Origin of the sequence: Clostridioides sp. ES-S-0049-02 (assembly GCF_020658465.1) — a bacterium.
Taxonomy (GTDB): domain Bacteria; phylum Bacillota; class Clostridia; order Peptostreptococcales; family Peptostreptococcaceae; genus Clostridioides.
The window spans coordinates 13,105-37,449 of record NZ_JACVWG010000010.1; the positions used below are offsets into that span (position 1 = coordinate 13,105).

26 protein-coding genes and 1 riboswitch are annotated in these 24,345 nt (G+C 29.5%); of the genes, 3 read left to right on the plus strand and 23 right to left on the minus strand.

All coding sequences use genetic code 11. The features are described 5' to 3' along the window. Position 1: 1 nt before the first annotated feature. From IC213_RS16270 to cobT, 8 genes are all read right to left on the minus strand, one after another. The gene (locus IC213_RS16270) at positions 2-1,072 is read right to left on the minus strand and encodes an aminotransferase class I/II-fold pyridoxal phosphate-dependent enzyme (protein WP_227863281.1); all 1,071 of its coding nucleotides are present in this window, start codon (positions 1,070-1,072) and stop codon (positions 2-4) included. Positions 1,073-1,104: 32 nt separating this feature from the next. Continuing rightward, entirely contained in the window at positions 1,105-2,067 is a 963-nt protein-coding gene (gene cbiB, locus IC213_RS16275; protein ID WP_227825291.1) for an adenosylcobinamide-phosphate synthase CbiB, read from the minus strand. After that, complete coding sequence (locus IC213_RS16280; protein ID WP_227863282.1) at positions 2,068-3,444, minus strand: cobyrinate a,c-diamide synthase; 1,377 nt, start codon at positions 3,442-3,444, stop codon at positions 2,068-2,070. A 39-nt stretch (positions 3,445-3,483) separates the two neighbouring features. Beyond that, positions 3,484-4,998, minus strand: a complete 1,515-nt coding sequence (locus IC213_RS16285; RefSeq protein ID WP_227835021.1) for a cobyric acid synthase — start codon at positions 4,996-4,998, stop codon at positions 3,484-3,486. Between the two features lie 119 nt (positions 4,999-5,117). After that, positions 5,118-5,297, minus strand: a riboswitch (cobalamin riboswitch). 47 nt (positions 5,298-5,344) lie between these two features. After that, the gene (locus tag IC213_RS16290; protein WP_227436170.1) at positions 5,345-5,959 is read right to left on the minus strand and encodes a histidine phosphatase family protein; all 615 of its coding nucleotides are present in this window, start codon (positions 5,957-5,959) and stop codon (positions 5,345-5,347) included. A 20-nt stretch (positions 5,960-5,979) separates the two neighbouring features. Continuing rightward, entirely contained in the window at positions 5,980-6,753 is a 774-nt protein-coding gene (cobS, locus tag IC213_RS16295) for an adenosylcobinamide-GDP ribazoletransferase (protein WP_227436172.1), read from the minus strand. Between the two features lie 9 nt (positions 6,754-6,762). Then, positions 6,763-7,323 (minus strand): bifunctional adenosylcobinamide kinase/adenosylcobinamide-phosphate guanylyltransferase, encoded by a 561-nt coding sequence (gene cobU, locus IC213_RS16300; protein WP_227436174.1) that lies wholly within the window; start codon positions 7,321-7,323, stop codon positions 6,763-6,765. A gap of 28 nt (positions 7,324-7,351) precedes the next feature. Then, positions 7,352-8,398 carry a nicotinate-nucleotide--dimethylbenzimidazole phosphoribosyltransferase gene (cobT, locus tag IC213_RS16305; protein WP_227436176.1) on the minus strand — a complete coding sequence of 349 codons (1,047 nt, stop codon included), beginning with the start codon at positions 8,396-8,398 and terminating at the stop codon, positions 7,352-7,354. Between the two features lie 213 nt (positions 8,399-8,611). Here cobT and IC213_RS16310 point away from each other — a divergent pair, with 213 nt between their 5' ends. After that, positions 8,612-8,803, plus strand: coding sequence for a hypothetical protein (locus tag IC213_RS16310; protein WP_227436177.1), 192 nt, complete (start codon positions 8,612-8,614; stop codon positions 8,801-8,803). A 393-nt stretch (positions 8,804-9,196) separates the two neighbouring features. After that, positions 9,197-10,069, plus strand: coding sequence for an aldose 1-epimerase family protein (locus tag IC213_RS16315; protein WP_227863283.1), 873 nt, complete (start codon positions 9,197-9,199; stop codon positions 10,067-10,069). 253 nt (positions 10,070-10,322) lie between these two features. On the opposite strand, the gene IC213_RS16320 is transcribed toward IC213_RS16315, so the two are convergent. Next, positions 10,323-11,480, minus strand: coding sequence for a S41 family peptidase (locus IC213_RS16320; RefSeq protein WP_227863284.1), 1,158 nt, complete (start codon positions 11,478-11,480; stop codon positions 10,323-10,325). Positions 11,481-11,634: 154 nt separating this feature from the next. On the opposite strand from IC213_RS16320, the gene IC213_RS16325 reads away from it, so the two are divergent. Further along, positions 11,635-12,204 carry a 5-formyltetrahydrofolate cyclo-ligase gene (locus IC213_RS16325; RefSeq protein ID WP_227836406.1) on the plus strand — a complete coding sequence of 190 codons (570 nt, stop codon included), beginning with the start codon at positions 11,635-11,637 and terminating at the stop codon, positions 12,202-12,204. A gap of 179 nt (positions 12,205-12,383) precedes the next feature. Here the strand turns inward: IC213_RS16325 and IC213_RS16330 are convergent, their stop codons facing one another. The 14 genes from IC213_RS16330 to atpA all read right to left on the minus strand — a co-directional run bounded on the left by IC213_RS16330 (position 12,384) and on the right by atpA (position 24,338). Then, positions 12,384-12,800, minus strand: a complete 417-nt coding sequence (locus tag IC213_RS16330; RefSeq protein WP_255613098.1) for a hypothetical protein — start codon at positions 12,798-12,800, stop codon at positions 12,384-12,386. Positions 12,801-13,014: 214 nt separating this feature from the next. Then, a complete protein-coding gene (locus tag IC213_RS16335) occupies positions 13,015-14,109 on the minus strand; it encodes a hypothetical protein (protein WP_227436206.1) in 1,095 nt (364 codons plus the stop codon). 433 nt (positions 14,110-14,542) lie between these two features. Then, on the minus strand, positions 14,543-15,484 hold the full coding sequence (locus IC213_RS16340; protein ID WP_227483591.1) for a transketolase family protein: 942 nt from the start codon (positions 15,482-15,484) through the stop codon (positions 14,543-14,545). Then, positions 15,477-16,304 (minus strand): transketolase, encoded by an 828-nt coding sequence (locus IC213_RS16345; RefSeq protein ID WP_227436212.1) that lies wholly within the window; start codon positions 16,302-16,304, stop codon positions 15,477-15,479. The genes IC213_RS16340 and IC213_RS16345 overlap by 8 nt, the downstream gene beginning before the upstream one ends. A 171-nt stretch (positions 16,305-16,475) precedes the next feature. After that, positions 16,476-16,859 carry a type II toxin-antitoxin system PemK/MazF family toxin gene (locus IC213_RS16350; protein ID WP_003421356.1) on the minus strand — a complete coding sequence of 128 codons (384 nt, stop codon included), beginning with the start codon at positions 16,857-16,859 and terminating at the stop codon, positions 16,476-16,478. Then, positions 16,828-17,115, minus strand: coding sequence for an antitoxin (locus tag IC213_RS16355; protein ID WP_227436214.1), 288 nt, complete (start codon positions 17,113-17,115; stop codon positions 16,828-16,830). Before IC213_RS16355 ends, IC213_RS16350 begins: the two co-directional genes overlap by 32 nt. Positions 17,116-17,147: 32 nt before the next feature. Next, the gene (gene alr / locus IC213_RS16360; protein ID WP_227436215.1) at positions 17,148-18,305 is read right to left on the minus strand and encodes an alanine racemase; all 1,158 of its coding nucleotides are present in this window, start codon (positions 18,303-18,305) and stop codon (positions 17,148-17,150) included. Positions 18,306-18,319: 14 nt separating this feature from the next. Continuing rightward, on the minus strand, positions 18,320-18,910 hold the full coding sequence (gene gerS / locus IC213_RS16365) for a germination lipoprotein GerS (RefSeq protein WP_227436217.1): 591 nt from the start codon (positions 18,908-18,910) through the stop codon (positions 18,320-18,322). 20 nt (positions 18,911-18,930) lie between these two features. Further along, complete coding sequence (locus IC213_RS16370) at positions 18,931-19,392, minus strand: CBS domain-containing protein (protein WP_227436219.1); 462 nt, start codon at positions 19,390-19,392, stop codon at positions 18,931-18,933. Positions 19,393-19,406: 14 nt separating this feature from the next. Continuing rightward, positions 19,407-19,787, minus strand: coding sequence for a holo-ACP synthase (gene acpS / locus IC213_RS16375; RefSeq protein ID WP_227863285.1), 381 nt, complete (start codon positions 19,785-19,787; stop codon positions 19,407-19,409). Positions 19,788-20,259: 472 nt separating this feature from the next. Further along, positions 20,260-20,520 carry an ATP synthase F1 subunit epsilon gene (gene atpC, locus IC213_RS16380; RefSeq protein ID WP_227436229.1) on the minus strand — a complete coding sequence of 87 codons (261 nt, stop codon included), beginning with the start codon at positions 20,518-20,520 and terminating at the stop codon, positions 20,260-20,262. 2 nt (positions 20,521-20,522) lie between these two features. Further along, complete coding sequence (atpD, locus tag IC213_RS16385; protein WP_227436232.1) at positions 20,523-21,917, minus strand: F0F1 ATP synthase subunit beta; 1,395 nt, start codon at positions 21,915-21,917, stop codon at positions 20,523-20,525. A 12-nt stretch (positions 21,918-21,929) separates the two neighbouring features. After that, positions 21,930-22,808 carry an ATP synthase F1 subunit gamma gene (atpG, locus tag IC213_RS16390; protein WP_227436233.1) on the minus strand — a complete coding sequence of 293 codons (879 nt, stop codon included), beginning with the start codon at positions 22,806-22,808 and terminating at the stop codon, positions 21,930-21,932. A 27-nt stretch (positions 22,809-22,835) separates the two neighbouring features. After that, a complete protein-coding gene (atpA, locus tag IC213_RS16395; RefSeq protein WP_227436234.1) occupies positions 22,836-24,338 on the minus strand; it encodes a F0F1 ATP synthase subunit alpha in 1,503 nt (500 codons plus the stop codon). Positions 24,339-24,345 lie beyond the last annotated feature (7 nt).

Genomic DNA, 24,345 nt, shown 5'->3' on the forward strand with positions numbered 1-24,345 from the left:
TTTAATCACCTAATAAATTTTTTATATTTTCTATAAGAATTTTATTATCTTCATGAGATTTTATAGCTATCCTTATAAAACTGTCGTCCAATCCTATAAAGTTAGACGCATCTCTAACCAATATATTTCCGTGCTTAAACAAATCTTTTTTTAACTCATCAGCTGTCTTTTTATAAACTTTTATTAGGATAAAATTAGCATCTGTATCATAAACTTTTATATTTCTTATGTTTTTTAACTCTTGTAACATGTATTTTCTTTCTTTTATGTAGTACTCTTTACTATTTCTAATATAATCTTTATCTTCAAAAACAAAATTGGATAGCACATCAGCAAAAGAATTTATAGTCCATGGTTCTTTATACTCATAAATTTTATCCATAATGTTGCTATTACTTGTAAGGCCATACCCTAATCTTAAACCAGGCATTCCAAAAAATTTAGTCACAGCTTTAATTATAAATATATTTTTATTTGACTCTATATATTTAACTAAACTATATTCATTTTCATTTTCGATAAATTCCATAAAAGTTTCATCAATTATTAGCATCTTATTGTTTTCATTTAATAAACAAACAAGTTCCTTTAAATCTTGAACATTCCCACTAGGATTATTTGGATTACATATAAATAAACAATCAAATTTTTCAATGTTATTTTTTACTATATCTATATCAAGTTTAAAATTATTATTTGAATCTAATTCTAAATCTATAATATCTATATTATTTAGTTTGGCACTTCTTCTATACTCTGAAAAAGTGGGGTTTATTATAGCCAATCTTTTTTTAATACTCTTCATAAGCAAATAAATTATTTCTGTTGCTCCATTTCCAGGTATTATAAAGTTTGAATTTATATTTATATATTTTGATATATTTTTTCTCAAGTTTGTATAATTTATATCTGGATAATTCCTACACTCATCTAACCCTCTTAAAATATATTTTTCTAAATTTGGTAAAACTTTTGGATTTATATTTGAACTAAAGTCTATTATTTCTTTTGGGTCTTTCCCATACAATTTTGCCATTTCGTCTACATTAGCACCATGCCCCAAATCCTTCATCTACATCCCCCTTAAATCAATACACAATTAATTTATATAATTAAAATCATCCTACATACCACAGATACCAGCGTAAATACTAATATAGAGGTCAATGAAGAAGCATACATAATTTTATTTGTTTTAATTATATCTTCTATATCTATCTCTCTAATTTTATCTCCTATCGTTGGCTTATCTACTTTTTTCCCAAAATAAACATTGGTTCCTCCTAGTTGAATTCCTAAGGCTCCTGATACTGCACCTTCTGAAAAAGCACAATTTGGACTTTTATGATTTTTTCTATCTCTAATAGAAATTTTAAAACAATTCTTATAGTTATAACCAAGAAAAAAGCTCCCTACTGTCATAAGAATAACAGATATTCTTGCTGGTATATAATTAGCTATATCATCAATTTTAGCAGAAGCAAAACCAATATCTTTGTATTTTTCATTCTTATATCCGACAGTTGAATCAAGAGTGTTTATGGCTTTATATGCCATAGCAAGTGGTGCTCCCCCAATAAATGCATAAAGCATAGGTGCAATTATACCATCTACAGTATTTTCTGCCACAGTTTCCACAGTTGCTCTTATTATTTCAGGTTCACTTAAATTAGTTGTATCTCTACCCACTATATAAGATAATTGAATTCTAGATTTCTCTATGTCTCCAGTCTTTAATACATCATAAATTTTTACAGCTTCATCTTTTAAACACTTTGTTGCTAATGTCGTATAAATTATAAACCCATTTACTACAGTGCTTAATAATACATTAAAACTACATAGCTTCACTATAACATAAGTTGCTAAGTAAGTTATTCCAACAGTTACAAACCATAATATAAAGCCACCAATTTTTAACTGTTTTTCATTTTTAGAGGCCTTCCTTATTATCCCTTGGATAAGATTTATAAGTTTTCCAATAAACCTTACTGGATGAGGGAAAGAATATGGGTCTCCTACAATTAAATCTGTTATATACCCTATATAAATAGATAAAATATTCATTTACTCATTTCCCTTTTCCAAAAAATTTTCTATGCAATTTAAGTTATTATAAAAATGTGTATGAAGGTATGTTGCCAGTGTATTTCCTTTGCTATAACCTCCATCCCATTCTTCTATTAAATTTCCTTCTCTTTCTTTTTTCATTGAATATGCACATTTCTCATCACTTTCAAATATTGAATGATGAAACTCATGCCCTTTAATAATTTCACCTGTTTTAGATAAAATTGTATTTTCTTTAGCTATACCAAGGCAATATCCAAACCTCTTTAGAGAAGGTGTCATCTTACTAGTTCCATTAAATATGCCAACCATATTAAATTCTTGTTCCTCTTGATTAAGTAACTTCTCACCTAAGTACATTAATCCACCACATTCTGCATAAATAGGAATATTATTATTATGTGCTTCTAGTATAGAGGCTCTCATTGATTCATTTGCTTCTAGTTCTTTCCCAAATATCTCTGGAAAACCGCCTCCAATATAAATATAGTCTGAATTTGGCACTGATGTATCTTCAAGAGGACTAAAATAGTTTACTTCTAATCCAAGTTCTTCTAAAAGTTCTATGTTTTCCCTATAATAAAAATTGAAGGCTTTATCATATGCTATGGCTATTGATTTATCCTTAACATGCTCTTTTATCTTATTATTTTCTATTAGATTTTGAAAATCAAAACTACTCTCAAATTCATCACTTTCTGAGATTTTGATTATTCTATCAATATTTATGTAGTTTTCAATCTCATCAGCTAAAGTATAAAACTTTTCTCTTAAAGATTTCATCTCAACACTAGGAACTAGACCTAGATGTCTGGATTCTAATGAAAATTTATTATTTGGAGGAAAGTATCCTAACACTTCGATATTACAATATTTCTCTATAGAACTCTTAATTATTTGATAATGGCTCTTAGTTTTTACATTATTTACTATAACACCTTTTATATCCACAGCTTTATCTAGTTCCTTATATCCTAGTACCATAGCAGCACTAGATGCAGCCATAGATTTTCCATTTATAACTAGTATAACTGGGGCTTTTAATACCTTAGAAGTATGTGAACTTGTGCAATTATCTAAATCTATCCCAAAACCATCATATAATCCCATAACTCCTTCTACTACTGAAATATCTGCATCCTTTGAAGATTTATTTACTATATGCTTTATCTTTTCATCATCTAACATATAAGAATCCAAATTCCTAGAATGTCTTCCAGTTATAAATGTGTGATATGAAGGGTCTATATAGTCTGGCCCTACTTTATACGGCTGTACTTTCATATTTCTCTTAACTAAAGCCTGCATTATGCCTAATGATATTGTAGTCTTCCCAACTCCACTGCTAGTACCTGCAATCAGAATCTTTTTCATAATACACCTCCTACCTAAAGTATAAATATAAAGTCATTCTTATTTCATAATTTCATATATCTGCTCTATATCTAAATGTTCTCTCAAGAAATCTGCCAATTTATCATACTCTTTATCTTTAAACTCATCAAAAGAACTTACAGTACTTTCTAATTCTTTTAATCCCTTTTTCTTTCTTATATTATTTAAAATTGCTCTTGTAAAATCTATTTCATCAAATATTCCATGAAGATAAGTACCAATTACATTACCTTCTTTATTTACACTTCCTTCAGTATAATTGACTTCTTTATCTAGTTTTTTTGTTATTAAGTCTAAGCTACTTACTTTATTACTGCGATTTGTAATTCCCATATGTATTTCATAGCCTTTTACTTTCTTACCTTTAAGGTTGTTCATATATTCGCCAGTACATTCAATAATGGTGGCTTCTACTTGAGTTGTAGTCTTTTCCTCTTCAAATATTGTTTCTGTATCTAAAAGACCAATGCCATCTACTTCTTCAATTTCACTTTCAACATGATAAGGGTCTTTTAATTTTTTACCTAGCATTTGATACCCACCACATATTCCAAATATCAATTTACCCTGACTATGTAAATTTTTAATTTGTGACTCAAGACCACTTTCTCTTATGTACTTTAAATCATCTATAGTACTTTTAGTTCCAGGTATTATCAATATATCTGGATTTCCTATAGCTTCTCCATAGTCTACATATCTAAGGCTTACATCTTCTTGTGTTTCAAATATATTAAAATCTGTAAAATTTGACATATGTGGAGTTCTAATTATTTCTATATGTATATCATTTTTATCCATTTTTTTCTTAAATCTAGTTGTTACACTATCTTCATCTTCTATTTTTATATCCATATAAGGAACCACACCTAAAACTGGTACTTTTATAATATCTTCAAGCATCTTTAAACCATCTTGTAGGAGTTCCTTTTTCCCTCTAAATTTATTGATTATTACTCCTTTGACTCTTTTTCTCTCATCATCATCTAATAAAAGCATTGTACCTGCTAATGATGCAAATACTCCTCCTCTATCAATATCCCCAACTATTATTACTGGTGCATCTGCTATTTTTGCCATACCCATATTAGATATATCTCTATCTTTTAAATTTATCTCTGCAGTACTCCCTGCACCTTCCATAACCACAATGTCATACATTGAACTTAAATTATTAAAGGTTTCCTTTAATACATCTACCAATTCTAGCTTATAATCATGATATTCAGATGAATGCATTTCTCCTACAACTTTTCCCCTTACAATCACTTGACTTTTATGATTTCCAGAAGGTTTTAATAAGACTGGATTCATATCTGCTATTGGCTCTATTTTTGACGCTTCTGCTTGAAATACTTGTGCTCTCCCCATTTCCAATCCTTCTTTAGTTATAAAAGAATTTAAAGCCATATTTTGTGACTTAAAAGGAGCAACAGTATGACCATCTTGTTTAAATATTCTACACAATCCTGCCGATAAAATGCTCTTACCTACATTTGATGCAGTTCCCTGTAACATTACTTTTTTACCCACTTTCTCCCCCTCCTTAAAGTTAAATTTTACCTACAAATAAAATAAAAAAAGTCCTAATGCTTCTAAAGCTAGGACTTTTATATATATATCAATTAAAAATCTTTCACCCCGAAGACCTCATGTTTTAAATTAAATTAGGCAGGTATCCTGGCTTAACTTCATCCTACTCCTATAACCTTCCCATCAAATTGACAGTGGTATTTATAGTTTCGTTGGTTTCACAGTAGCGGGGGCTGCAAAGGCATCTAACCTTTTTCCCTTTTTACATCTAATTGAGAACCTAATTTTAATCTAATATTCTATTTTTGTTAGTAAGTTTATAAGCACATATCGTTTAATGTTTAATTTATATAAAATCAGTAAAATTCATTTTATTTATTACAGTAAATCCATTATCAACTTCCAAAATTGTAATAGATGCATTATCAATTTTAAAGTTCCAATGATATTTATAACTACCAGAAATCAAATGTGTTATTATGTTTCTTATTGTACCTGCATGAGAACATATAAGTATTGCTTTTCTATTTAAATAGTCATCATTTTCTAAAATTATATTGTCAATCTCTTTTGCTACTCTTTCATATGAATCTATCAAACTTTCTCCATTTGGGTATCTATAATTGCTACCTTCTTCTATCATTTTTTCAAATTCTTTTGGATGCTTAACTTTTATTTCTTCAAAAGTTATTCCTTCAAAGTCTCCAAAGCTAATTTCTCTTAGATTTTCTCTTTCTTCTATTTCTATTGATTTCAGCTTTGATATTTTCTCTACTGTATCTTTAGTACGTGAAGATGGAGTTGTATAAATCTTATCTATACTTTCACTACTCATATATTTTGTAATTTTATTTATTTGCAATTTACCTTCTTCACTTATATAACTATTTATATGACCTGATAATCTTCCTTTTTCATTATCAATTGTCAATGCATGTCTTATTAATATTAATCTTATCACATTATCACCACTTTTTAGTTTTAAATAAACATAAAAATTAACAAATATATATAAATCAAATATACAAGTTCTGAAAGTTCTATTCCACAACCTAATATATCTCCTGTTACTCCATCAATTTTTTTATAAATATGATTTTTAAACAATGTTATAAATATAAAAACTGCTATAGCTGAGCATAATACTTTAATCAATACTATATTAGGCACTAAAAATATTAATTTAGCAATAATACTAACTATCAATAATGTATATATTATAGCTGTTATTAACATACTTGTAGTCAATTTTCCTATAAATAAATTCCCCATTCCTTTTGCTCTTGGTGTTACCGTTTTATATGTCAATAACATTACTCCTAACCTTGCAATCATTGGCATGAATATTATAACCCATAGTGAATTATTGCTTATAATACTATATACAAATCCAATCTTTAATAAAAGTACAAACATAATTGCTAAAAGCGAATTTGTACCTAATCGAGAGTCTTTCATTATTTCAAGCATTTTCTCTTTGTCTCTATAACTGTATATTGCATCAAATGTATCCCCTAATCCATCTATATGAAGCCCCCCAGTAATCAAAACACCAGCAAGTGTTATTATAATCGCACATATAAATGGCTGAAACAAAAGTATAGAAACCCATCCTATTAAATAAGTTAATATACCAATAACAAGACCTACAAGTGGGAAATATACTATGGATTTGTAAAATTCATCATCAAATCCTACATCTAATTTTATAGGTATCCTTGTCAAAAACTGTAGTATCAAAATAAATCTTTTCATAGTCACATACTACTCCTTTATTTTCATAGGTATTCCACTAACTACAAAATAAACTTCATTGCTTTTTGATGCTATATATTGATTTATACGACCTACAATATCAGTATATATTCTACTAAGTTTATTTCCAGGAACAATTCCCATACCTAATTCATTTGTCACAAATACAAAATATAGATTTGTTTTTTCTATTTCTTTAATCAGTTTACTAATTTGCTCTTTTATGTACTCTTCCAATTTATTTATTTCTTCTTGAGTAGATTCTTCTATGTTTAAATTATGTGAAAACATTAAATTATTTACTAATAGTGTGACACAGTCTAGTATAACAGTCTCATGTTCTCCACATATATTTTTAATTATAGAATATATATCTTCATATATTTCATATGTCTTCCAACTTTTAGGTCTACTCTCTTGATGCTTTCTTACTCTATCTTTCATCTCATCATCAAATGGAATAGATGTCGCTATGTAGGCTGTATTATTATTCCTATCTAAACACAATTTTTCTGCAAAATTACTCTTTCCTGACCTAGCTCCTCCTGTTACCAGAATAATTTGACTCATCAAAACACTCCTAAATATATTAAATTTTTTATCGACCCATATCTATCTCATCAAAAGTCGCCATATTTTTGTAAGTATAATTTGAAGCTTCCACTATATTGAATGCCAAAGCAGCTCCACTTCCTTCACCTAATCTCATATCCATATTTAGTATAGGGTCTAATTTCAATATATCTAATGCTCTTTTAGTTCCTGATTCTGCTGATAAATGTGATGCTATCATATATTCTCTAGTTTTTGGATTTATTTTATAAGCAATTAAAGCAGCAGCATAAGAAATAAACCCATCTATAACAACTGGGATTCTATTAGCACTACATCCTAATATAACACCTGCCATTGAACCTATTTCAAATCCACCTACTTTAGATAAAATATCTACACCATCAGTTGGATTTGGATTGTTAATTTCAATAGCTTTTCTAATTACATCAGCTTTATGTTTTAATCTTTCTTTTTTAAGACCTGCACCTATTCCTGTCACTTCTGATGGGTCACATCCTGAGATTACAGATATTATTGCAGTACTTGGAGTAGTATTTGCTATTCCCATCTCTCCAATACCAATTACTTTATAATCTCTTTCTATACATTGCTCTGCTATTTCAATTCCTATTTCTAAGCATCTTATAGCCTCTTGTTTACTCATGGCTGGTCCCTTTGCCATATTTGAAGTACCTTTTCTTATCTTATAATCTAATACTCCATCTAATTTTTCATCACAATTTATTCCTACATCTACAGCTACAACATCTGCTCCTACAAATTTACTTATTACCCCAACTCCACATAGCCCTTTTGAGAAATTTGGAAATTGTAACTTTGTTATGTCTTGAGGGTCAGGTGCAACTCCTTCTTCATATACTCCATGGTCTCCAGCAAAAGCAATTATAACTTTTTTAGTTGTATCAAAATTTTCATTACCAAATATCCCTGCTAATTGCATGCAAATATCTTCTATCTTTCCTAAACTTCCAGTTGGATGTATAAGCCTGTCCAACCTCTGTTTTGCTTTTTCAATAGAAGACTTATCTAGAGAATATATATTCCTTGATATACTTTCTAATAAACTCATTTTCTATCCTCCCAATATTATTTTTTAATTATCTTTTTAGATAAAAGATACTCTTATTTTCTAAAAATTTCAACTTTTTCTTTTTATTTTTACATACATATAGAGATTATTCTACATTTTATCTTAATTTCCTTTATTTTACATTTCTAATTTGCATACAATCACATACTTTTTGTAAAAATATAATTAAAAGAACTTTAAGGAGTTGATATTGTGGATGATTTTTCTAAATTAAAAAATTTATATGAAGATGGATATAGATGTATTTATCATAATTGTGTTGATAATAATTATACTATCTATCTTAAGAATTTTTATACGGAAGGTACAGAAACTGTAGAGTTAAGTAGTGAATCAGATTTTTCACAATTTAAAGATTATATAGATGGACTTAGAATGTCTTAATTCTTTGGGAACCCATTAAAATAGGGAGTTTAACAACTCCCTATTTTGAAGTCACAATTTTTTTAATAAGCTTTAAAAGTTCGTCTCGGTTTACTTCTCTTTGTTTTTTTCTGTCTTTATACTCTTGAAAGTTAACAACTTTTGTATTTGGTTTTTCCATAAACTCACTTCCCATTTAACATTATTAACTTATCTTAATATATTTAATTCTATACAATTTATCTATTTCCTTCTATTTATAATACAAAATTTCTTAAATAATCCCAAATTTTCAAAACAAAATTTTCAAAATACACTAAAATCTACCTTTCAAATATAATATCAAATACAATTTAAAACTCATTATACTTTATAGTATAATATACTAACAAAGTATAATAAAGGAGATTTTAAATGAATATATTACAAAATGAAAACTTAATTATTGAATCAAGTAGCTCTGGTGCTGAGCTTACTAGGATATTTTCTAAAAAACATAACAGAAATATTCTTTGGGATGGTAATAAAAAGCATTGGGGTAGACAATCACCTATATTATTCCCTATAGTTGGTAAACTGCTTGATAATGAAACCATAATAGAAGAAAATTTATACAATATGACTCAACATGGATTTGCTAGAGATATGGATTTTGAAATTACAAATAAAAGTGATACATTCATATCTTATAGTTTAAAATCCAACGAATCTACTCTAAAAAAATATCCCTACTCTTTTGAACTGCTTATAAATTATACATTAAATGACAATAGCATAAATATAGAATGGATTGTAAAAAATACTGACTCTAAAGATATATTCTTTTCTATAGGTGGACATCCTGCATTTAATATTCCTTTTTTTGAACAAAATGGTTTTTCTAAATATCACCTTGAATTTAAAAGAAGAAATGATGTAGAAAAAATCAATTTAAATGGTTCTTTTACTGATGATATAACATTTATTGGTGATTTAAAAAACTTACAGTTAAATCCAGAATTGTTCAAGAATGATGCCTTGATATACACCAATATAGATGAAGTATCTATATGTAATAATGATGGTAGCAAATATATAACTCTATCTATGTTAGATTTCCCTCTAGTTGGTATTTGGACTCCTTATTATAGTGAGTCTAATTCTACTGCTCCATTTTTATGTATAGAACCATGGTATGGTCTCGCTGATAGTATACATTCTAATAAAATTTATAAAGATAAGAAATTTATAAACAAATTAGGTAAAGGAAAAATTTTTACAACTTCTTATAGTATAGACATACATTAGATAAAAAAGTTAATTTACATGTATGTGTTTTTACAAAATATTAATGTAATTCAAAATAGAAAATACCTTAAATATTCTTATAATCAGTATAAAACAAATAAGTTTCTATATTACTGAAATGAGAGTACTTTTAAATAAGAGTATGTATAGTATTAGAAAATAGTGTTATTAATATTAATATTTCTTAAATCAAAAAAATATTACTGGAATGATAAATTTCCAGTAATATTTTTATATCTACAAACTTTAAATTCTATTTATTAACCTGCTCTCTAAGCCATTCAGTTGCTACATCCAGTTGCTTTTTCTCATCTTTTTCTTCAATGGTAGGTTTTATCCCTTTTTCATTGATATAATCTCCATTAGGTGTAAAGTATTGAGCAGTAGTTAGCTTGTATCCTGTTCCATCTTTCAATCTTACAACTGACTGTACCAGCCCTTTACCATAAGTCGTAGTACCTACAGAAATACCTTCTTTATTATCAACAATTGCAGCTGTTAATATCTCAGCAGCAGAGGCGCTTTCTCCATTAGTTAAAACTACTATTGGAAGTCCCAATTTTTCTTTATCAGATTTTAAGTATTCTGTATTACCTTTATTGTCTTTAGTATATACTATAGTTCCTTCACCAATTAATTCATCAGCAACTTCTTTACATATATCCAACATTCCTCCAGGATTGTTTCTAAGGTCTATTACTAATCCCTCAATATTCTTTTCTTTCAACCCTTTTAAAGCTTTGTCAAAATCAGTATATGTACTTGATATAAACTGGGTAATTTCTATATATCCTAAATCATTATCAATTACTTTACTTTCTATACTTTTCTCAACTATCTGTTCTGTTTTTAGCTCAAAGCTTAGTTGTTTATCTTCTCTCAATACTACTAGCTTTACTTTTTTGCCTTTTTTACCTTTCATCATACTTACAGCTTCATCTGAATTTTTATATGATACAGATTTTCCATTGACTTTTATTAATTTATCTCCTGCTTTTACTCCTGCTTTTTCTGCTGGAGAATCTTTCATAGGAACTACTACAAGACCTCCATCTTTTGATGCTCCTATATACATCCCTACACCAACATAAGAGCCCTCACTATCTTCTATTAGCTTTTTCATTTCATCTTTAGTGTAATAACCAGAATATTTATCATTTGTTCCTAGGAATAACCCCTTTGATGCTCCATCCACTAAATCTTTATCAGAGACTTTTTTATAAAAATCTTGTTTTATAATAGATTCTAATCCTAACAACTTATCATATTTTTTATAGCCTTCATAGAGTTCTTTTGATATTACAACTTTGTTCCCTAATGTAAGCTGAAATGCCGATGTGGCCATAGCTGTTATAATTACTAAAATCACCCCTAAAAAAATAGCTTTCTTTTTTGAAATCACAAGATACATCTCCTTTTACATAAACTATTATATATTATATGACTAGCTGTTATTTTTATTACATTTACCCAAATATATTGCCTTATTACAATAAACTATACTAAAATTTATATTAGAATATAAATTCTGTTCACATTATAACATATTAAGGGAGGAATATTTTATGAAAAAAGAATTTAGGAAAAAAGTTATTGAGCATAGAAAAAATAAAGGTGCTGATTTTATACTAAATAATTCAAATTTGATAACAGAAAAATTACTTCAAATGGAGGATATAAGAAACGCAACTAACATAATGCTTTATCTAGATTTTAATAACGAAGTTAACACAGGTAATTTAATCAAAAAACTTTTATCTCTAAAGAAAATAGTCTCAAGTCCTATTACAATAAAAGAAAATCATACATTAATTCCTACTCAAATAACAGATTTAGATAATGGACTAAAAATTGGTGCATATGGAATAAGAGAACCTAACGAAAAATCGCCTAAAATTGATATTAAAGCTTTAGATGTTGTAATTGTTCCAGCTGTTGCATATGACATACATTGCTATAGATTGGGATATGGCGGAGGATTTTATGATAGATTTTTAGAGAACTTAAGAAAAGACGCAATAACTATAGGAATAGCATTTGACTTTCAGGTATTCGATTCTATTCCAAAAGAAACTCATGATGCTCAATTAAACTATATAGTTACTGAGACTAGAATTCTTACACCAAATAATTAACACTCTCAATACTATTAATATAACACTCTGTTTAATATTTAATTTTTATCTCATTCAATGAATATTTTAAGTCATGGCTTTTACATCAATAAAGCCTCGAAATGATTTATTTACATTAATAAAAACCATGACTTTATTTTACTATACAAATAAATAGTTATCTAATTACAAATATATTTTTATTTAGTAGAATTTAATTCTATTCTATCTGGAAGTTCACTCATATTTGTTTCAACCACTATGTATGGAAGAGAATCCTCCTTATCCTTATACTTTATCTTAACTCTCAAAACTTCTTTTCCTTCTTCACTTACACTTTCTATGTTATCCATCTCAATACCATATTTATTATTTCCCCTAGTTACTATGATGTATATTTTATTATCAATTTTAGCTGCTAATGCCCTTTCTTCATTCGTGTATTTGTCCATAACATCAAGTATCTTTTCTGGTATTGAATTCCTTTGCAATACTGTATAATCTATTGGTTTAGTTTTTTCTATAAACATACTTGGTATGAATATAAATCCTCCTATCACAAATATAAGAGCTATGACTCCATAAATTATACCTTTAATATTAAACTTTACATTCAATTTTATCACTCCTCCCATCTATTTAAATATATGATTTATAATTTTGTCTTAGACTTTAAATCATCAATAATAAAATGTTTATTAACAATTGTCTTCAAGTATAAAACAATTAAAAAAGGGATTTTATGACAAATAAATTATAAAATAAAAAAGAGTTATATAAAAACAATTAAATTGTTTTTATATAACTCTTTATTTTACAATTCCAAATTACTTATTTACCATTAACTCCTTCTTGATAGCCAGATGTTTTTGTAATCTGTCTATAAAGAACACAAACCAGTATTATGACGCCCATATATCCGGTATATGGATATAAGATACCAACCAGCTTATCAAATGGTAAGAATCCACCTATAAGACCTAATATAGCTGTTATTAATGTTATTAATTTGAATTTAGGATGATTATCATCTACAAATCTATTAGTTACTGACCATAATAAAGGTACAGCTGTTGTATATATTCCTAATATAAGAACTACTGAGAATAAAACTCCAACTATTGGTGAAATCTTATCAGCTAAGAATAATGAAGGTATTGCTTTTGAATATAAGTTCCCTATATCAGAAAGCATTGCTAAGTTCATCATTATAGCTGCTGCCATAAGTGCTACACCACCTAGTATACCACCACAAACAGCTTCTTTTTTATTAGCAGCACTTGCTCCTAATCCTGTTAAGAACGCCATGACAACGATTGTATTATAAGTAGTATATATTACACCAGATAGGTATGCGTTTGGAACTGGCTTAGTTACCTCTACAGTACTAAGAATCTCTCCTGCTTGAGATAAGTTACCTATATTACTGCTCAAACTTATAGCTCCAACTAAAAGTGTAAAGATTATTATTATAGGTCCTATTCCACCTAGTATCTTTGATAATTTATCAAGACCTAATGAAACAGTTAATAATGCTACTACTGCCATACCTATTCTACCTACAAATGGATTTAATCCATAGTATTCAGTTAAAGTTGCTCCTGCTCCTGAAATCATTACTACGAAAACACCAAATAAGAATAAAGGTCCAAACCACTCAAAGAATATTCCTAAATACTTACCACAATAAACACGATAAATTTTGATAGGTTCCTTAAGTTGAAGTTCTTTACCTTTTGACATTACTGAAGCACCCATCCATGAGAATAATACCATTGAAATTATCCCACCAATAATACCTGCAAACCCATAAAAAGTGAAGAATTGCATTATTTCTTGTCCTGTTGCAAATCCAGAACCGATTACTGTTGCTACATAAGCTCCTGCGAAACTGATGACCGTTTTAACATTTACTTTTTCTGACATATCTCAGTTACCTCCCCACGTGAAATTTTTTCATCTGCTTAATTACTTCGATAAACTACTTACAATTTCCTTTAACATAAAATCCATGATAACTGTTTTAAAACTTTTTGTATTTTGTATAATAACTTAAAACTTATAGCATATTTTTTATACAGTATACCTCCCTTCATACAATTCTTTAAATTCTTTTTATCTAAGTAGTTATTATATGTATAAAACTAATTTCCCTATAAACTATATATTAGTCATATTTTTCTGAATAGTCAATATATATTTGAATATTTTCTCTATTTTTGTAAAAATTTGAATATTTGGTTAGGTTTTTGATAAATTGATATAGTGTATAAAAAAGAGAGATACAAATTCATATAATGCTTTATATCTCTCTTTTACACATATTATATTGTTAACAAACATGCATAATTTATATTTCTTACATTCTTTTTGCAAGAATAGCTTCTTTTACAGCTTTTACTATGTCATCACAAGTTAATTCATATTTTTTTAACAATTCGTTTGGAGCACCAGATTCTCCAAAAGAATCCTTAATCCCAACTTTTTTTACAATAGTTGGATAAGATTCTCCAACTGTCTCACTTACAGCAGAACCTAATCCTCCAATTATACTATGTTCTTCTACAGTTACAATAGCATTAGTTTCTTTTGCTGATTTTAATATTAAATCCTTATCTATAGGTTTTATTGTGGACATATTTATGACTCTAGCACTAATACCTTCTTCTTGCAATTTTTCTTGTGCTAATATAGCATCATTCACCATAATCCCACAAGCTATAATCGTGACATCATTGCCATCTCTTAGTACTACACCTTTTCCTATTTCAAAGTGATAATCCTCATCAAATAAAACTGGAACTGAACTTCTTCCTAGTCTAACATAAACAGGTCCATTGTATTTAGCTATTTCAAAAATCATCTTCTCCGTCTCTACTCCATCAGCTGGAACAAGAACTGTCATATTTGGTATAGCTCTCATTATTGCAATATCCTCTACACTTTCATGAGATGCTCCATCTTCTCCAACAGTAAGTCCTGCATGAGTAGCACAAATTTTTACATTTAATTTTGGATAACAAACTGAATTTCTTATAATCTCAAATGCTCTTCCTGTAGCAAACATAGCAAAAGTACTAGCAAAAGGTATTTTTCCAGCAGTTGATAACCCACAAGCAGCACCTATTAGATTTTGTTCGGCTATACCCATATTAAAAAATCTATCTGGAAATGCTTCATAAAAATCATGTGTCTTTGTAGACTTTGATAAATCTGCATCTAATACTACAACATTGTCATTTATTTGTCCTAATTTTACCAAGGCTTTACCATATGCTTCTCTTGTTGCCATTTTATTCATTGTCAGCACCTCCTAATTCAAGTAAGGCTTGTTCTAGTTCTGCATCATTTGGAGCTGTCCCATGCCATCCTGCTTGATTTTCCATAAAAGATATTCCTTTACCTTTTATAGTCTTTGCAACTATCATTGTAGGCTTTTTAACTGTTGATTTAGCTATATCAAGAGCAGCAAATATTTGGTCAAAATCATGACCATCTATTTCAATTACATTCCATCCAAAAGCCTTAAATTTATCAACTATTGAACCTAAGTTCATTACACTTTCTATGTTTCCATCTATCTGAAGTCCATTATTGTCTAAAAAAGCAATTAAATTATCAAGTTTATAATGTGCTGCACTCATAGCAGCTTCCCAAACAATACCTTCTTGAACTTCTCCATCACCAAGTAAAGTGTACACATTCCATGGTGCATTATCTAATTTTGATGCCATAGCCATCCCACATGCAGCCGAGAAACCTTGACCTAAGGAACCTGTAGATATCTCCACACCAGGTGTTCCTTTCATATCTGGATGGCCTTGTAACATTCTTCCTATTTTCCTCAGCCCATTTAATTCTTCCTTATCAAAATAACCTTTTTCAGCCAATGTTGCATATAATGCTGGTGCAGCATGTCCTTTTGATAATACAAATCTATCTCTATCCTCCATTTTAGGATTTGAAGAATCCACATTCATTTCATCAAAGTATAACGCAGTAAGTATTTCAACTACTGATAATGACCCTCCTGGATGTCCAGATTTGGCTCTATGTATCATAGAAACTATATCTCTTCTTATGATACGCGCAATCTCATTTAATCCTTTATGGTCTCTCATGTAATTACCTCCCTTGAGTTTGTAATTTTTATATCAATTCCATATTATTATATCACTTTTATGCTATTTTTTTTCGTTATTTTTGATTTTATTAGCTTAGGCACTAAAATTAAACTCTATGAAATATTTTTAAAGAAAAAAGGGATTGTCTAACAAAAGACAAATCCCTCTTTAAAAAGTAAACAATCCTAAACTTATTTGAAGTCCATCATCTACTTTTATCATCATATTTTCATCTAGACAACCAATTTTTTCCCTCAGCCTCTTTTTATCAATAGTTCTGATTTGTTCTAAAAGAATCACTGAGTCTTTATTAAGCCCATATTCATTGGAACTTATCTCTACATGAGTAGGTAATTTGGCTTTATTAATCTGAGATGTTATAGCTGATACTATAACTGTAGGACTATATTTATTACCTACATCATTTTGTATTATCAGAACAGGCCTAACTCCTCCCTGTTCTGAACCAACAACTGGACTTAAATCAGCGTAATATAAATCACCACGCTTTATTTCACAATTAGTACTCACCTTGGGCAATCTTCCCTTCATTTTTATCATCAGAAGATACTTCGTCAACTGTCATACCTAGTTCAGCTAATGACAGATTAATTTGACCCATTTCTCTATAACCCGTTTTCATAGATTCTTTAATATGAATTCTCTTTTTCTGAGTTATATAGAACTGAAAAGCAGCTTTTGCAAAATCTTCTCTGTTACTGTTCTCCATCTGAACAATACTATCAACTTCAGAAATCAGAGAGTCTGGTAAAGTAACTTCTATTTTTTCTTTACTCTTATCGTACACAAAATCGCCTCCCAGATTATAATATCATGGTTTTATTTTAGCAAATAACTGTTTATTTGTACAAGCTCATTATTTTCCATATAAACACGGTCAACTCTTCTTGATATCATGCATAACACTTCATAGTTTATAGTTCCTAAGTCTTTGGCTATACGTTCAGCTGTAACTTCACCTTCTCCAAATAGTATAACCTCATCTCCAACTTTTATGTCTACATCTTTGTCAATTCTAACCATTATTTGATCCATACAAATTCTACCAACTACATCAAATACTTCTCCTTTAATAATAACTTTTGGATTCTTTTGAATTCTAGTAAATCCATCTGCATATCCTATTGGAATTGTAGCTATTGTTTCCATACTAGTAGTTGTATATTTTAGTCCATAACTTATTCCTATACCTGGTTCAACTTGTTTTATATGTCCGATTTTTGATTTTAATTTCATGGCTGGTTTTAGTTCTAGTCTTTCTTTAAATACATCATCAGATGGATAATGACCATATAATATTATTCCTGCTCTTACCATATTTAATCTTAAATCAGGGCAATCCATAATAGCTGCACTATTTGATACATGCTTTATAGCTATTTCTACACCAGCTTCATCTAACTTATCAGACATAAATTTATAATTATTAGCTTGTTTATAAGTGTACTCTTTACTTACTTCATCAGCTGTAGCAAAATGAGTAAACATACCTTCTAAATTTATATATTCTAATTTATTTAATTTTACTATATCCTGAACTGACTCTTCATTAGGTTGGAAACCTATTCTAGTCATTCCTGAGTCTATTTTAATGTGAACACAGGCTTTTTCTCCTAAAGATTTTGCAATTTCGTTTATCTTTTGTGCTGTTTCTAAAGAATAAACGGTCATAGTTATTTTATTTTTTATAGAATCTTCAAAAGCTTCATCTGGAGTATATCCTAAGTTCAAAATAGGAAGTGTTATACCATTTTGTCTAAGTTCAATTCCTTCAGCAGTTCTTGCTACTGCTAAATAATCTACTTTTTCCTTTTGTAATAATTTTGCAACTTCTACTGCACCATGTCCATATGCATCAGCTTTTATTACTCCACAAACCTTAATATCTTCTTCTAATAAATTTTTAATATTTTTTAAGTTAAATCTTAAGTTATCTAGATTTATCTCTGCCCATGTAGGCACTGTTATTTTTTGCATTTCTTTAGTCCCCCTTAGTTTCTGTATTCAAAATCTCTGTATTTTACTGTAAATCTTGGCACTCCTTCATTATCTAACACTTCCATCTTTTCAGGGTTCTTTGTGTCAGCATTTACATATAATACTTGCTTATTAAAATATTTATTATCCCCAGGAATAAAAGTCTCTAAAACCAAATTTCCTTTGGATAACTTTATTTTCATCTCTTCGTTTTGAAGATAATTTTTTATAAAGTCTCCTATAAAAAGATATTGATTATTTTTTCCTGTATTAGGCAATTCCACTATATCACTGATATTTGGATTTTTAACTAATATTTTATCACCTTGATACTCTATACTTTTTCCCTTTAAGTGTTTTGGGGAAATTACTTCTAATTTATAGTTATCAGTTTTTTTATAAGTATGAATTAAAACATAATTGTGTGGGCTCTTATTTCCAACTACTTCTACTTCAGCTTTACAACTGTAAGAATTCATATCAGAAATCTGCTTTTGAAAGTCTTTGTATACTTCTTCTTTTGTGGACTGTCGTTTTTGGCATCCTATTACAATTATAACCAGTGCCAAGAACATAATACATACTATAGTCCACTTTTTTCTCACATCACACCTCCTACTTCAGTTTATTCATTATATAAAGCTTTTATTATATCATATCTACAGATTATACCTTTAATTTTATTGTCATCATCTACTACAGGAACTCTGTTTATTGATTTTTTAATCATTATATTAGCCACATCATCGAACTTATCATCTTCATGAACTTTTATTATGTCTTTAGACATCAGTTCTCCGACTTTATACGCTGCTACTTGCTTTATGTCTTTTTCTACCTTTTTTAAATCATCCAAAAAAATCAGTCCTTGTAATAAATTTATATAGAGAGGTGCTTCTATATATTTTTCTTTTTTAAGAATGTCTGTCTCAGAAATTATTCCAACAACTTTATTTTCTGAATCTACAACTGGCAATCCTCCTATTTTCTCTGCAATTAGCATATTAGCTACATCTGCTATACTATCATCTTGTTTTGCTACTATTACATCTGTTGTCATTATTTCTTTTGCTGTTTTATCCATCATAGTGTAATCACTCCTTAGTCCTTAATTATAGTTATCGCATTTGCTATAGCATAATCTTTTGAATGTGATATTGAAACTTTTATTTCTAAAACATTATAATCTATGCACATTTTTGCCAGATTATTATAAGTTTTTACTATTGGTTTTCCCATTTCATTTCTGAGAACCTCTATATCTTTAAAGTTAAACATTCTGATTCCTGTACCCATAGATTTACTTATAGCTTCCTTAGCCGCAAAATTACCAGCTATACTTTCTGCCTTAAAATTTTTAGAATTAAAATATTTAATTTCTTTATCTGTAAACATTTTCTCTAAAAACCGATTATTTTTTTCTACAGCTTTTTTTATTCTGTCAATTTCAACTATATCTACTCCAATATCAAATATATCCATTTTTCCTCCAGAAAATTTATAATAGCTCTTTCCATTTAATAATGAATTTATAAATTTACTATTGATAATACCTATTATTGTTTAGTTTATGTTACTTATCCCAATTTAATAATCATTATAATAAAATTGTAACTTTTAAAATTATTTATAATAAATAACCTATGTAAATCTATTATATTATTTATTATACTACACAACTAAGCAAATTTTTTAAATTTTATAAAAATTTTATATAGATTCCTTATATGAATATTTTTTCACTTCTATATAATCTATCTAAACTTTCTTTATCTTATTAATTACAACATAATTTTGCAGTAAATTCAAACATTTTGTGAATTTATTATCAGTACATTTTCTGCATACTTTACACTCTATTTGTTATTATTTTATTAACACCAAAACATAAAAAAGTCACTTTGACCAAAAATATTTTTAGTAAAAATGACTTTTCATGTTTTATATTAAGTTATTAAATCCATTCAGCAGATTCTGTCAATATAACGGTTTTATTTTGATCTACATTAACAAATCCTTCTGATATTTTTGCTTCTTTAAAATTTCCATCTTTTTTTATCTTCAAAGTCCCTACAGGTATGCCTGAAACAAATGGTATATGACCTTTCAATACCCCTTTGTCTCCCTTTGTAGTTCTAACTACTATCATTTCAACTTCTCCATCATAAAATGTATCATTTGGAGTTACAACTTTCAATGAAAATTCACTAGCCATGACTACATACTTCCCTTCGCTTTTTTAACAGCATCTTCTATTGTACCTACAAACAGGAATGCTGACTCTGGTAAGTCATCATGTTTACCTTCAAGTATCTCTTTGAATCCTCTTACAGTTTCTTTAACAGGAACATATTGACCTGGATTTCCTGTAAATTGCTCTGCAACTGTAAACGATTGAGATAAGAATCTTTGTATTTTTCTAGCACGTGCAACTATTAACTTATCTTCATCAGACAATTCATCCATACCAAGTATGGCAATTATATCTTGTAGTTCTTTATATCTTTGAAGTATTGATTGAACTCCTCTGGCTACTTCATAATGTTCTTTTCCTACTATACTAGGGTCAAGAATTCTTGATGTAGATTCAAGAGGGTCAACCGCTGGATATATACCAAGTGATGATATTTGTCTAGATAAAACTGTTTTTGCATCTAAGTGAGAGAATGTTGTAGCTGGTGCTGGGTCAGTTAAGTCATCTGCTGGTACATATACTGCTTGAACAGATGTTATTGAACCTTTCTTAGTTGACGTTATCCTCTCTTGAAGTGCACCCATTTCAGTAGCTAATGTTGGTTGGTAACCAACAGCTGATGGCATACGTCCTAGAAGTGCTGAAACTTCTGAACCAGCTTGTGTGAAACGGAATATATTATCAACGAAAAGTAAGACGTCTTGTCCTTGCTCATCTCTAAAATGTTCTGCCATTGTAAGTCCAGTTAAAGCAACTCTCATTCTTGCTCCAGGTGGCTCGTTCATCTGACCAAATACTAGAGCTGTCTTATTTATAACTCCAGACTCACTCATTTCTCCATAAAGGTCATTACCTTCTCTTGTTCTTTCTCCTACTCCTGAGAATACAGAAATACCACCATGTTGCTTAGCAATATTGTTTATAAGTTCTTGTATTAAAACTGTTTTTCCTACTCCTGCTCCTCCAAATAGACCTATTTTTCCACCTTTCAGATATGGTGCCAGCAAATCAACTACCTTAATACCTGTTTCTAGTATTTCAGCTGTAGTTTCTAGTTCGTCATATGCTGGTGCTGGTCTATGTATAGGTAACTTAGGCGCAGACTTTGGAGCTGGTTTTCCATCAACTGGTTTTCCAAGAACATTGAATATTCTACCTAAAGTTTCATCTCCAACAGGAACACTTATTGGTCCTCCTGTATCTACAACTTCCATACCTCTTACAAGTCCATCTGTTGCACTCATAGAGATACATCTTACTGTATCATCACCTATATGTTGAGCAACTTCTGCAACTATTTCTTTATCTCCTAACTTTATTACTAACGCATTTAATAAGTTAGGTAGGCTTTGTTCATTATCAAACTTAACATCTAGTACAGCTCCTACAATCTGTACTATTTCACCTACATTTGCCATTTCCTAACCTCCCTATTTTAGAGCTTCAACTCCACCAACTATCTCTGTTATTTCTTGAGTTACAGCTGACTGTCTTGCTCTGTTATAACTTAACTCTAAATTAGATAGCATTTCATTCGCATTATCTGTGGCTGATTCCATCGCAGTTCTTCTAGCTCCTTGCTCTGATGCAAAAGATTCTAAAATCCCACCATATATTGTACCTGATACAAACTGAGGCACAATATAACTTAAGACTGCTTCTGCTGATGGTATATATTGTACTTTCGATTTATTTTGTTTTTCTTCTTTTATTACAATTCCATGGTCATCTGTATCTTTTTCAAACACCAATGGAAGCAATTTTAAAACTTCAACTTCTTGTAATAACGCTGATTTAAACTTTGTATAAGCTATATAAACTTCATCTACTTCACCTTTTTTATACAGGTCAATAACAGTTTGTGAAATTTCTATCGCTTCTTCATATCCACAAGCTTCAACACTATTTATATCTTTTGCTATATTGTAATTTCTCTTAGAAAAAAACTCGTGTGCCTTCTTTCCTACTGTGATAACTGTTTCTTTTTTTCCTTCCATGTGAGATACAGATTCCTTTAATACATTGGAATTGTATCCACCTGCAAGACCTCTATCTCCAGCTACCACTATATAGCATTTATTTTTTACTTCTCTTACTTTTAAAAATTCATTTCTAACTCCACGTGTTGTTTGGGCAATATCTTTTACTGTATCGTACAAAGTATTAAAGTATTCTCTTGAATCTTCAGCTTTTTCTTTTGCTTTTCTAAGCTTAGAAGATGCAACAAGTTCCATTGCTTTAGTTATTTGTTTTGTACTTTCAACACTCCCCATACGTGTTTTAATCGCTTTAATTCCAGCTCCTGCCAATTAATTTACCTCCTTTTTTAAAAAGGATTATACTTCAACAACAAACTTTTCTTTAAATTCATTTATTGCATCTGTTAAATCATGAGTGAAGTCTTCTCCATCTAATATTTTTCTTGATATTTCTGGATAATTATTATCTACAAATGCATACAATTCTGATTCAAATCTAGCTATATTATCTATTGGAATATCTTCCAAGTGATTATTTATAACAGCGTATATTATCATAACTTGATTTTCAACTTTTATTGGTTGATGCTCACCTTGTTTTAATATCTCAACGATTCTTTCACCTTGAGCAAGTCTCTTTTTAGTATCTTCATCTAAGTCAGAACCAAATTGTGAGAATGCTGCAAGCTCTCTATATTGTGAATATGCAAGTTTCAATGTACCTGCAACTTTTTTCATTGCCTTAATTTGCGCAGAACCACCAACCCTCGATACTGATATACCAGGGTCAACTGCTGGTCTTACACCTGAATAGAATAATTCTGGTTGTAAGTATATTTGACCGTCTGTTATAGATATAACATTTGTTGGTATATACGCAGAAACGTCTCCAGCTTGAGTTTCTATTATAGGTAAGGCAGTCATTGAGCCTCCTCCTAATTCATCAGATAACTTAGCTGCTCTTTCAAGTAATCTTGAATGTAAGTAGAATACATCTCCAGGATATGCCTCACGTCCTGGTGGTCTTCTAAGTAATAATGACATTTCTCTATATGCAACGGCTTGTTTACTTAAATCATCATATACTATAAGCACATGTTTTCCATTGTACATAAATTCTTCACCCATAGCTGCTCCAGCGTATGGTGCTATATATTGAAGTGGCGCTGATTCAGATGCTGTTGCTGAAACTACTATTGTATAGTCTAAAGCTCCACCTTTTTCTAATGAGCTAACTAATTGAGCTATAGTAGAACGTTTTTGCCCAATTGCTACATATATACAGATAACATCTTTTCCTTTTTGATTTAATATAGTGTCGACAACTATAGATGTTTTACCAGTTTGTCTGTCACCTATTATTAACTCTCTCTGACCTCTACCAATTGGTATCATTGAATCTATTGATTTTATACCTGTTTGTAATGGCTCATAAACAGATCTTCTATCTATTATACCAGGTGCTTCAGATTCAACTGGTCTAGTTTTTGTACAAGCTATAGGTCCTTTTCCATCTATTGGCTGACCTAGAGAATTTACAACTCTACCTATTAAGGCTTCTCCAACTGGAACTTCAACTATTCTTCCAGTTCTCTTAACTATATCGCCTTCTTTTATTCCACTGTCATCTCCAAGTATAACAGCTCCAACTACTTCTTCTTCTAAGTTAAGTGCCATACCATATACTTCACCTGGGAACTCTAGTAACTCACCAGACATAGCTTTTTCTAATCCATATACACTAGCTATACCATCCCCAACGGTTAAAACACTACCTGTATCTGTCAATTCAACTTTATTCTCATAATTCTTTATTTGCTGTTTAATTATAGAACTTATTTCTTCAGGTTTTAAGTTCATGGGTTCA

Bases quoted from the DNA above. Each gene is read 5' to 3' on its own strand.
- IC213_RS16325 (WP_227836406.1), top strand. From the start codon at position 11,635: ATGAAAAAAGAATTTAGGAAAAAAGTTATTGAGCATAGAAAAAATAAA.
- cobU (WP_227436174.1), bottom strand. From the start codon at position 7,323: ATGAGTCAAATTATTCTGGTAACAGGAGGAGCTAGGTCAGGAAAGAGT.
- acpS (WP_227863285.1), bottom strand. From the start codon at position 19,787: ATGGATATATTTGATATTGGAGTAGATATAGTTGAAATTGACAGAATA.
- atpD (WP_227436232.1), bottom strand. From the start codon at position 21,917: ATGGCAAATGTAGGTGAAATAGTACAGATTGTAGGAGCTGTACTAGAT.
- cbiB (WP_227825291.1), bottom strand. From the start codon at position 2,067: ATGAATATTTTATCTATTTATATAGGGTATATAACAGATTTAATTGTA.
- IC213_RS16345 (WP_227436212.1), bottom strand. From the start codon at position 16,304: ATGAGAGACCATAAAGGATTAAATGAGATTGCGCGTATCATAAGAAGA.
- IC213_RS16270 (WP_227863281.1), bottom strand. From the start codon at position 1,072: ATGAAGGATTTGGGGCATGGTGCTAATGTAGACGAAATGGCAAAATTG.
- atpC (WP_227436229.1), bottom strand. From the start codon at position 20,520: ATGGCTAGTGAATTTTCATTGAAAGTTGTAACTCCAAATGATACATTT.
- IC213_RS16370 (WP_227436219.1), bottom strand. From the start codon at position 19,392: ATGATGGATAAAACAGCAAAAGAAATAATGACAACAGATGTAATAGTA.
- cobS (WP_227436172.1), bottom strand. From the start codon at position 6,753: ATGAAAAGATTTATTTTGATACTACAGTTTTTGACAAGGATACCTATA.
- IC213_RS16315 (WP_227863283.1), top strand. From the start codon at position 9,197: ATGAATATATTACAAAATGAAAACTTAATTATTGAATCAAGTAGCTCT.
- IC213_RS16320 (WP_227863284.1), bottom strand. From the start codon at position 11,480: ATGTATCTTGTGATTTCAAAAAAGAAAGCTATTTTTTTAGGGGTGATT.
- IC213_RS16280 (WP_227863282.1), bottom strand. From the start codon at position 3,444: ATGAAAAAGATTCTGATTGCAGGTACTAGCAGTGGAGTTGGGAAGACT.
- IC213_RS16340 (WP_227483591.1), bottom strand. From the start codon at position 15,484: ATGAATAAAATGGCAACAAGAGAAGCATATGGTAAAGCCTTGGTAAAA.
- cobT (WP_227436176.1), bottom strand. From the start codon at position 8,398: ATGAGTTTATTAGAAAGTATATCAAGGAATATATATTCTCTAGATAAG.
- alr (WP_227436215.1), bottom strand. From the start codon at position 18,305: ATGCAAAAAATAACAGTGCCTACATGGGCAGAGATAAATCTAGATAAC.
- IC213_RS16350 (WP_003421356.1), bottom strand. From the start codon at position 16,859: ATGAAGGGAAGATTGCCCAAGGTGAGTACTAATTGTGAAATAAAGCGT.
- IC213_RS16335 (WP_227436206.1), bottom strand. From the start codon at position 14,109: ATGTCAGAAAAAGTAAATGTTAAAACGGTCATCAGTTTCGCAGGAGCT.
- atpA (WP_227436234.1), bottom strand. From the start codon at position 24,338: ATGAACTTAAAACCTGAAGAAATAAGTTCTATAATTAAACAGCAAATA.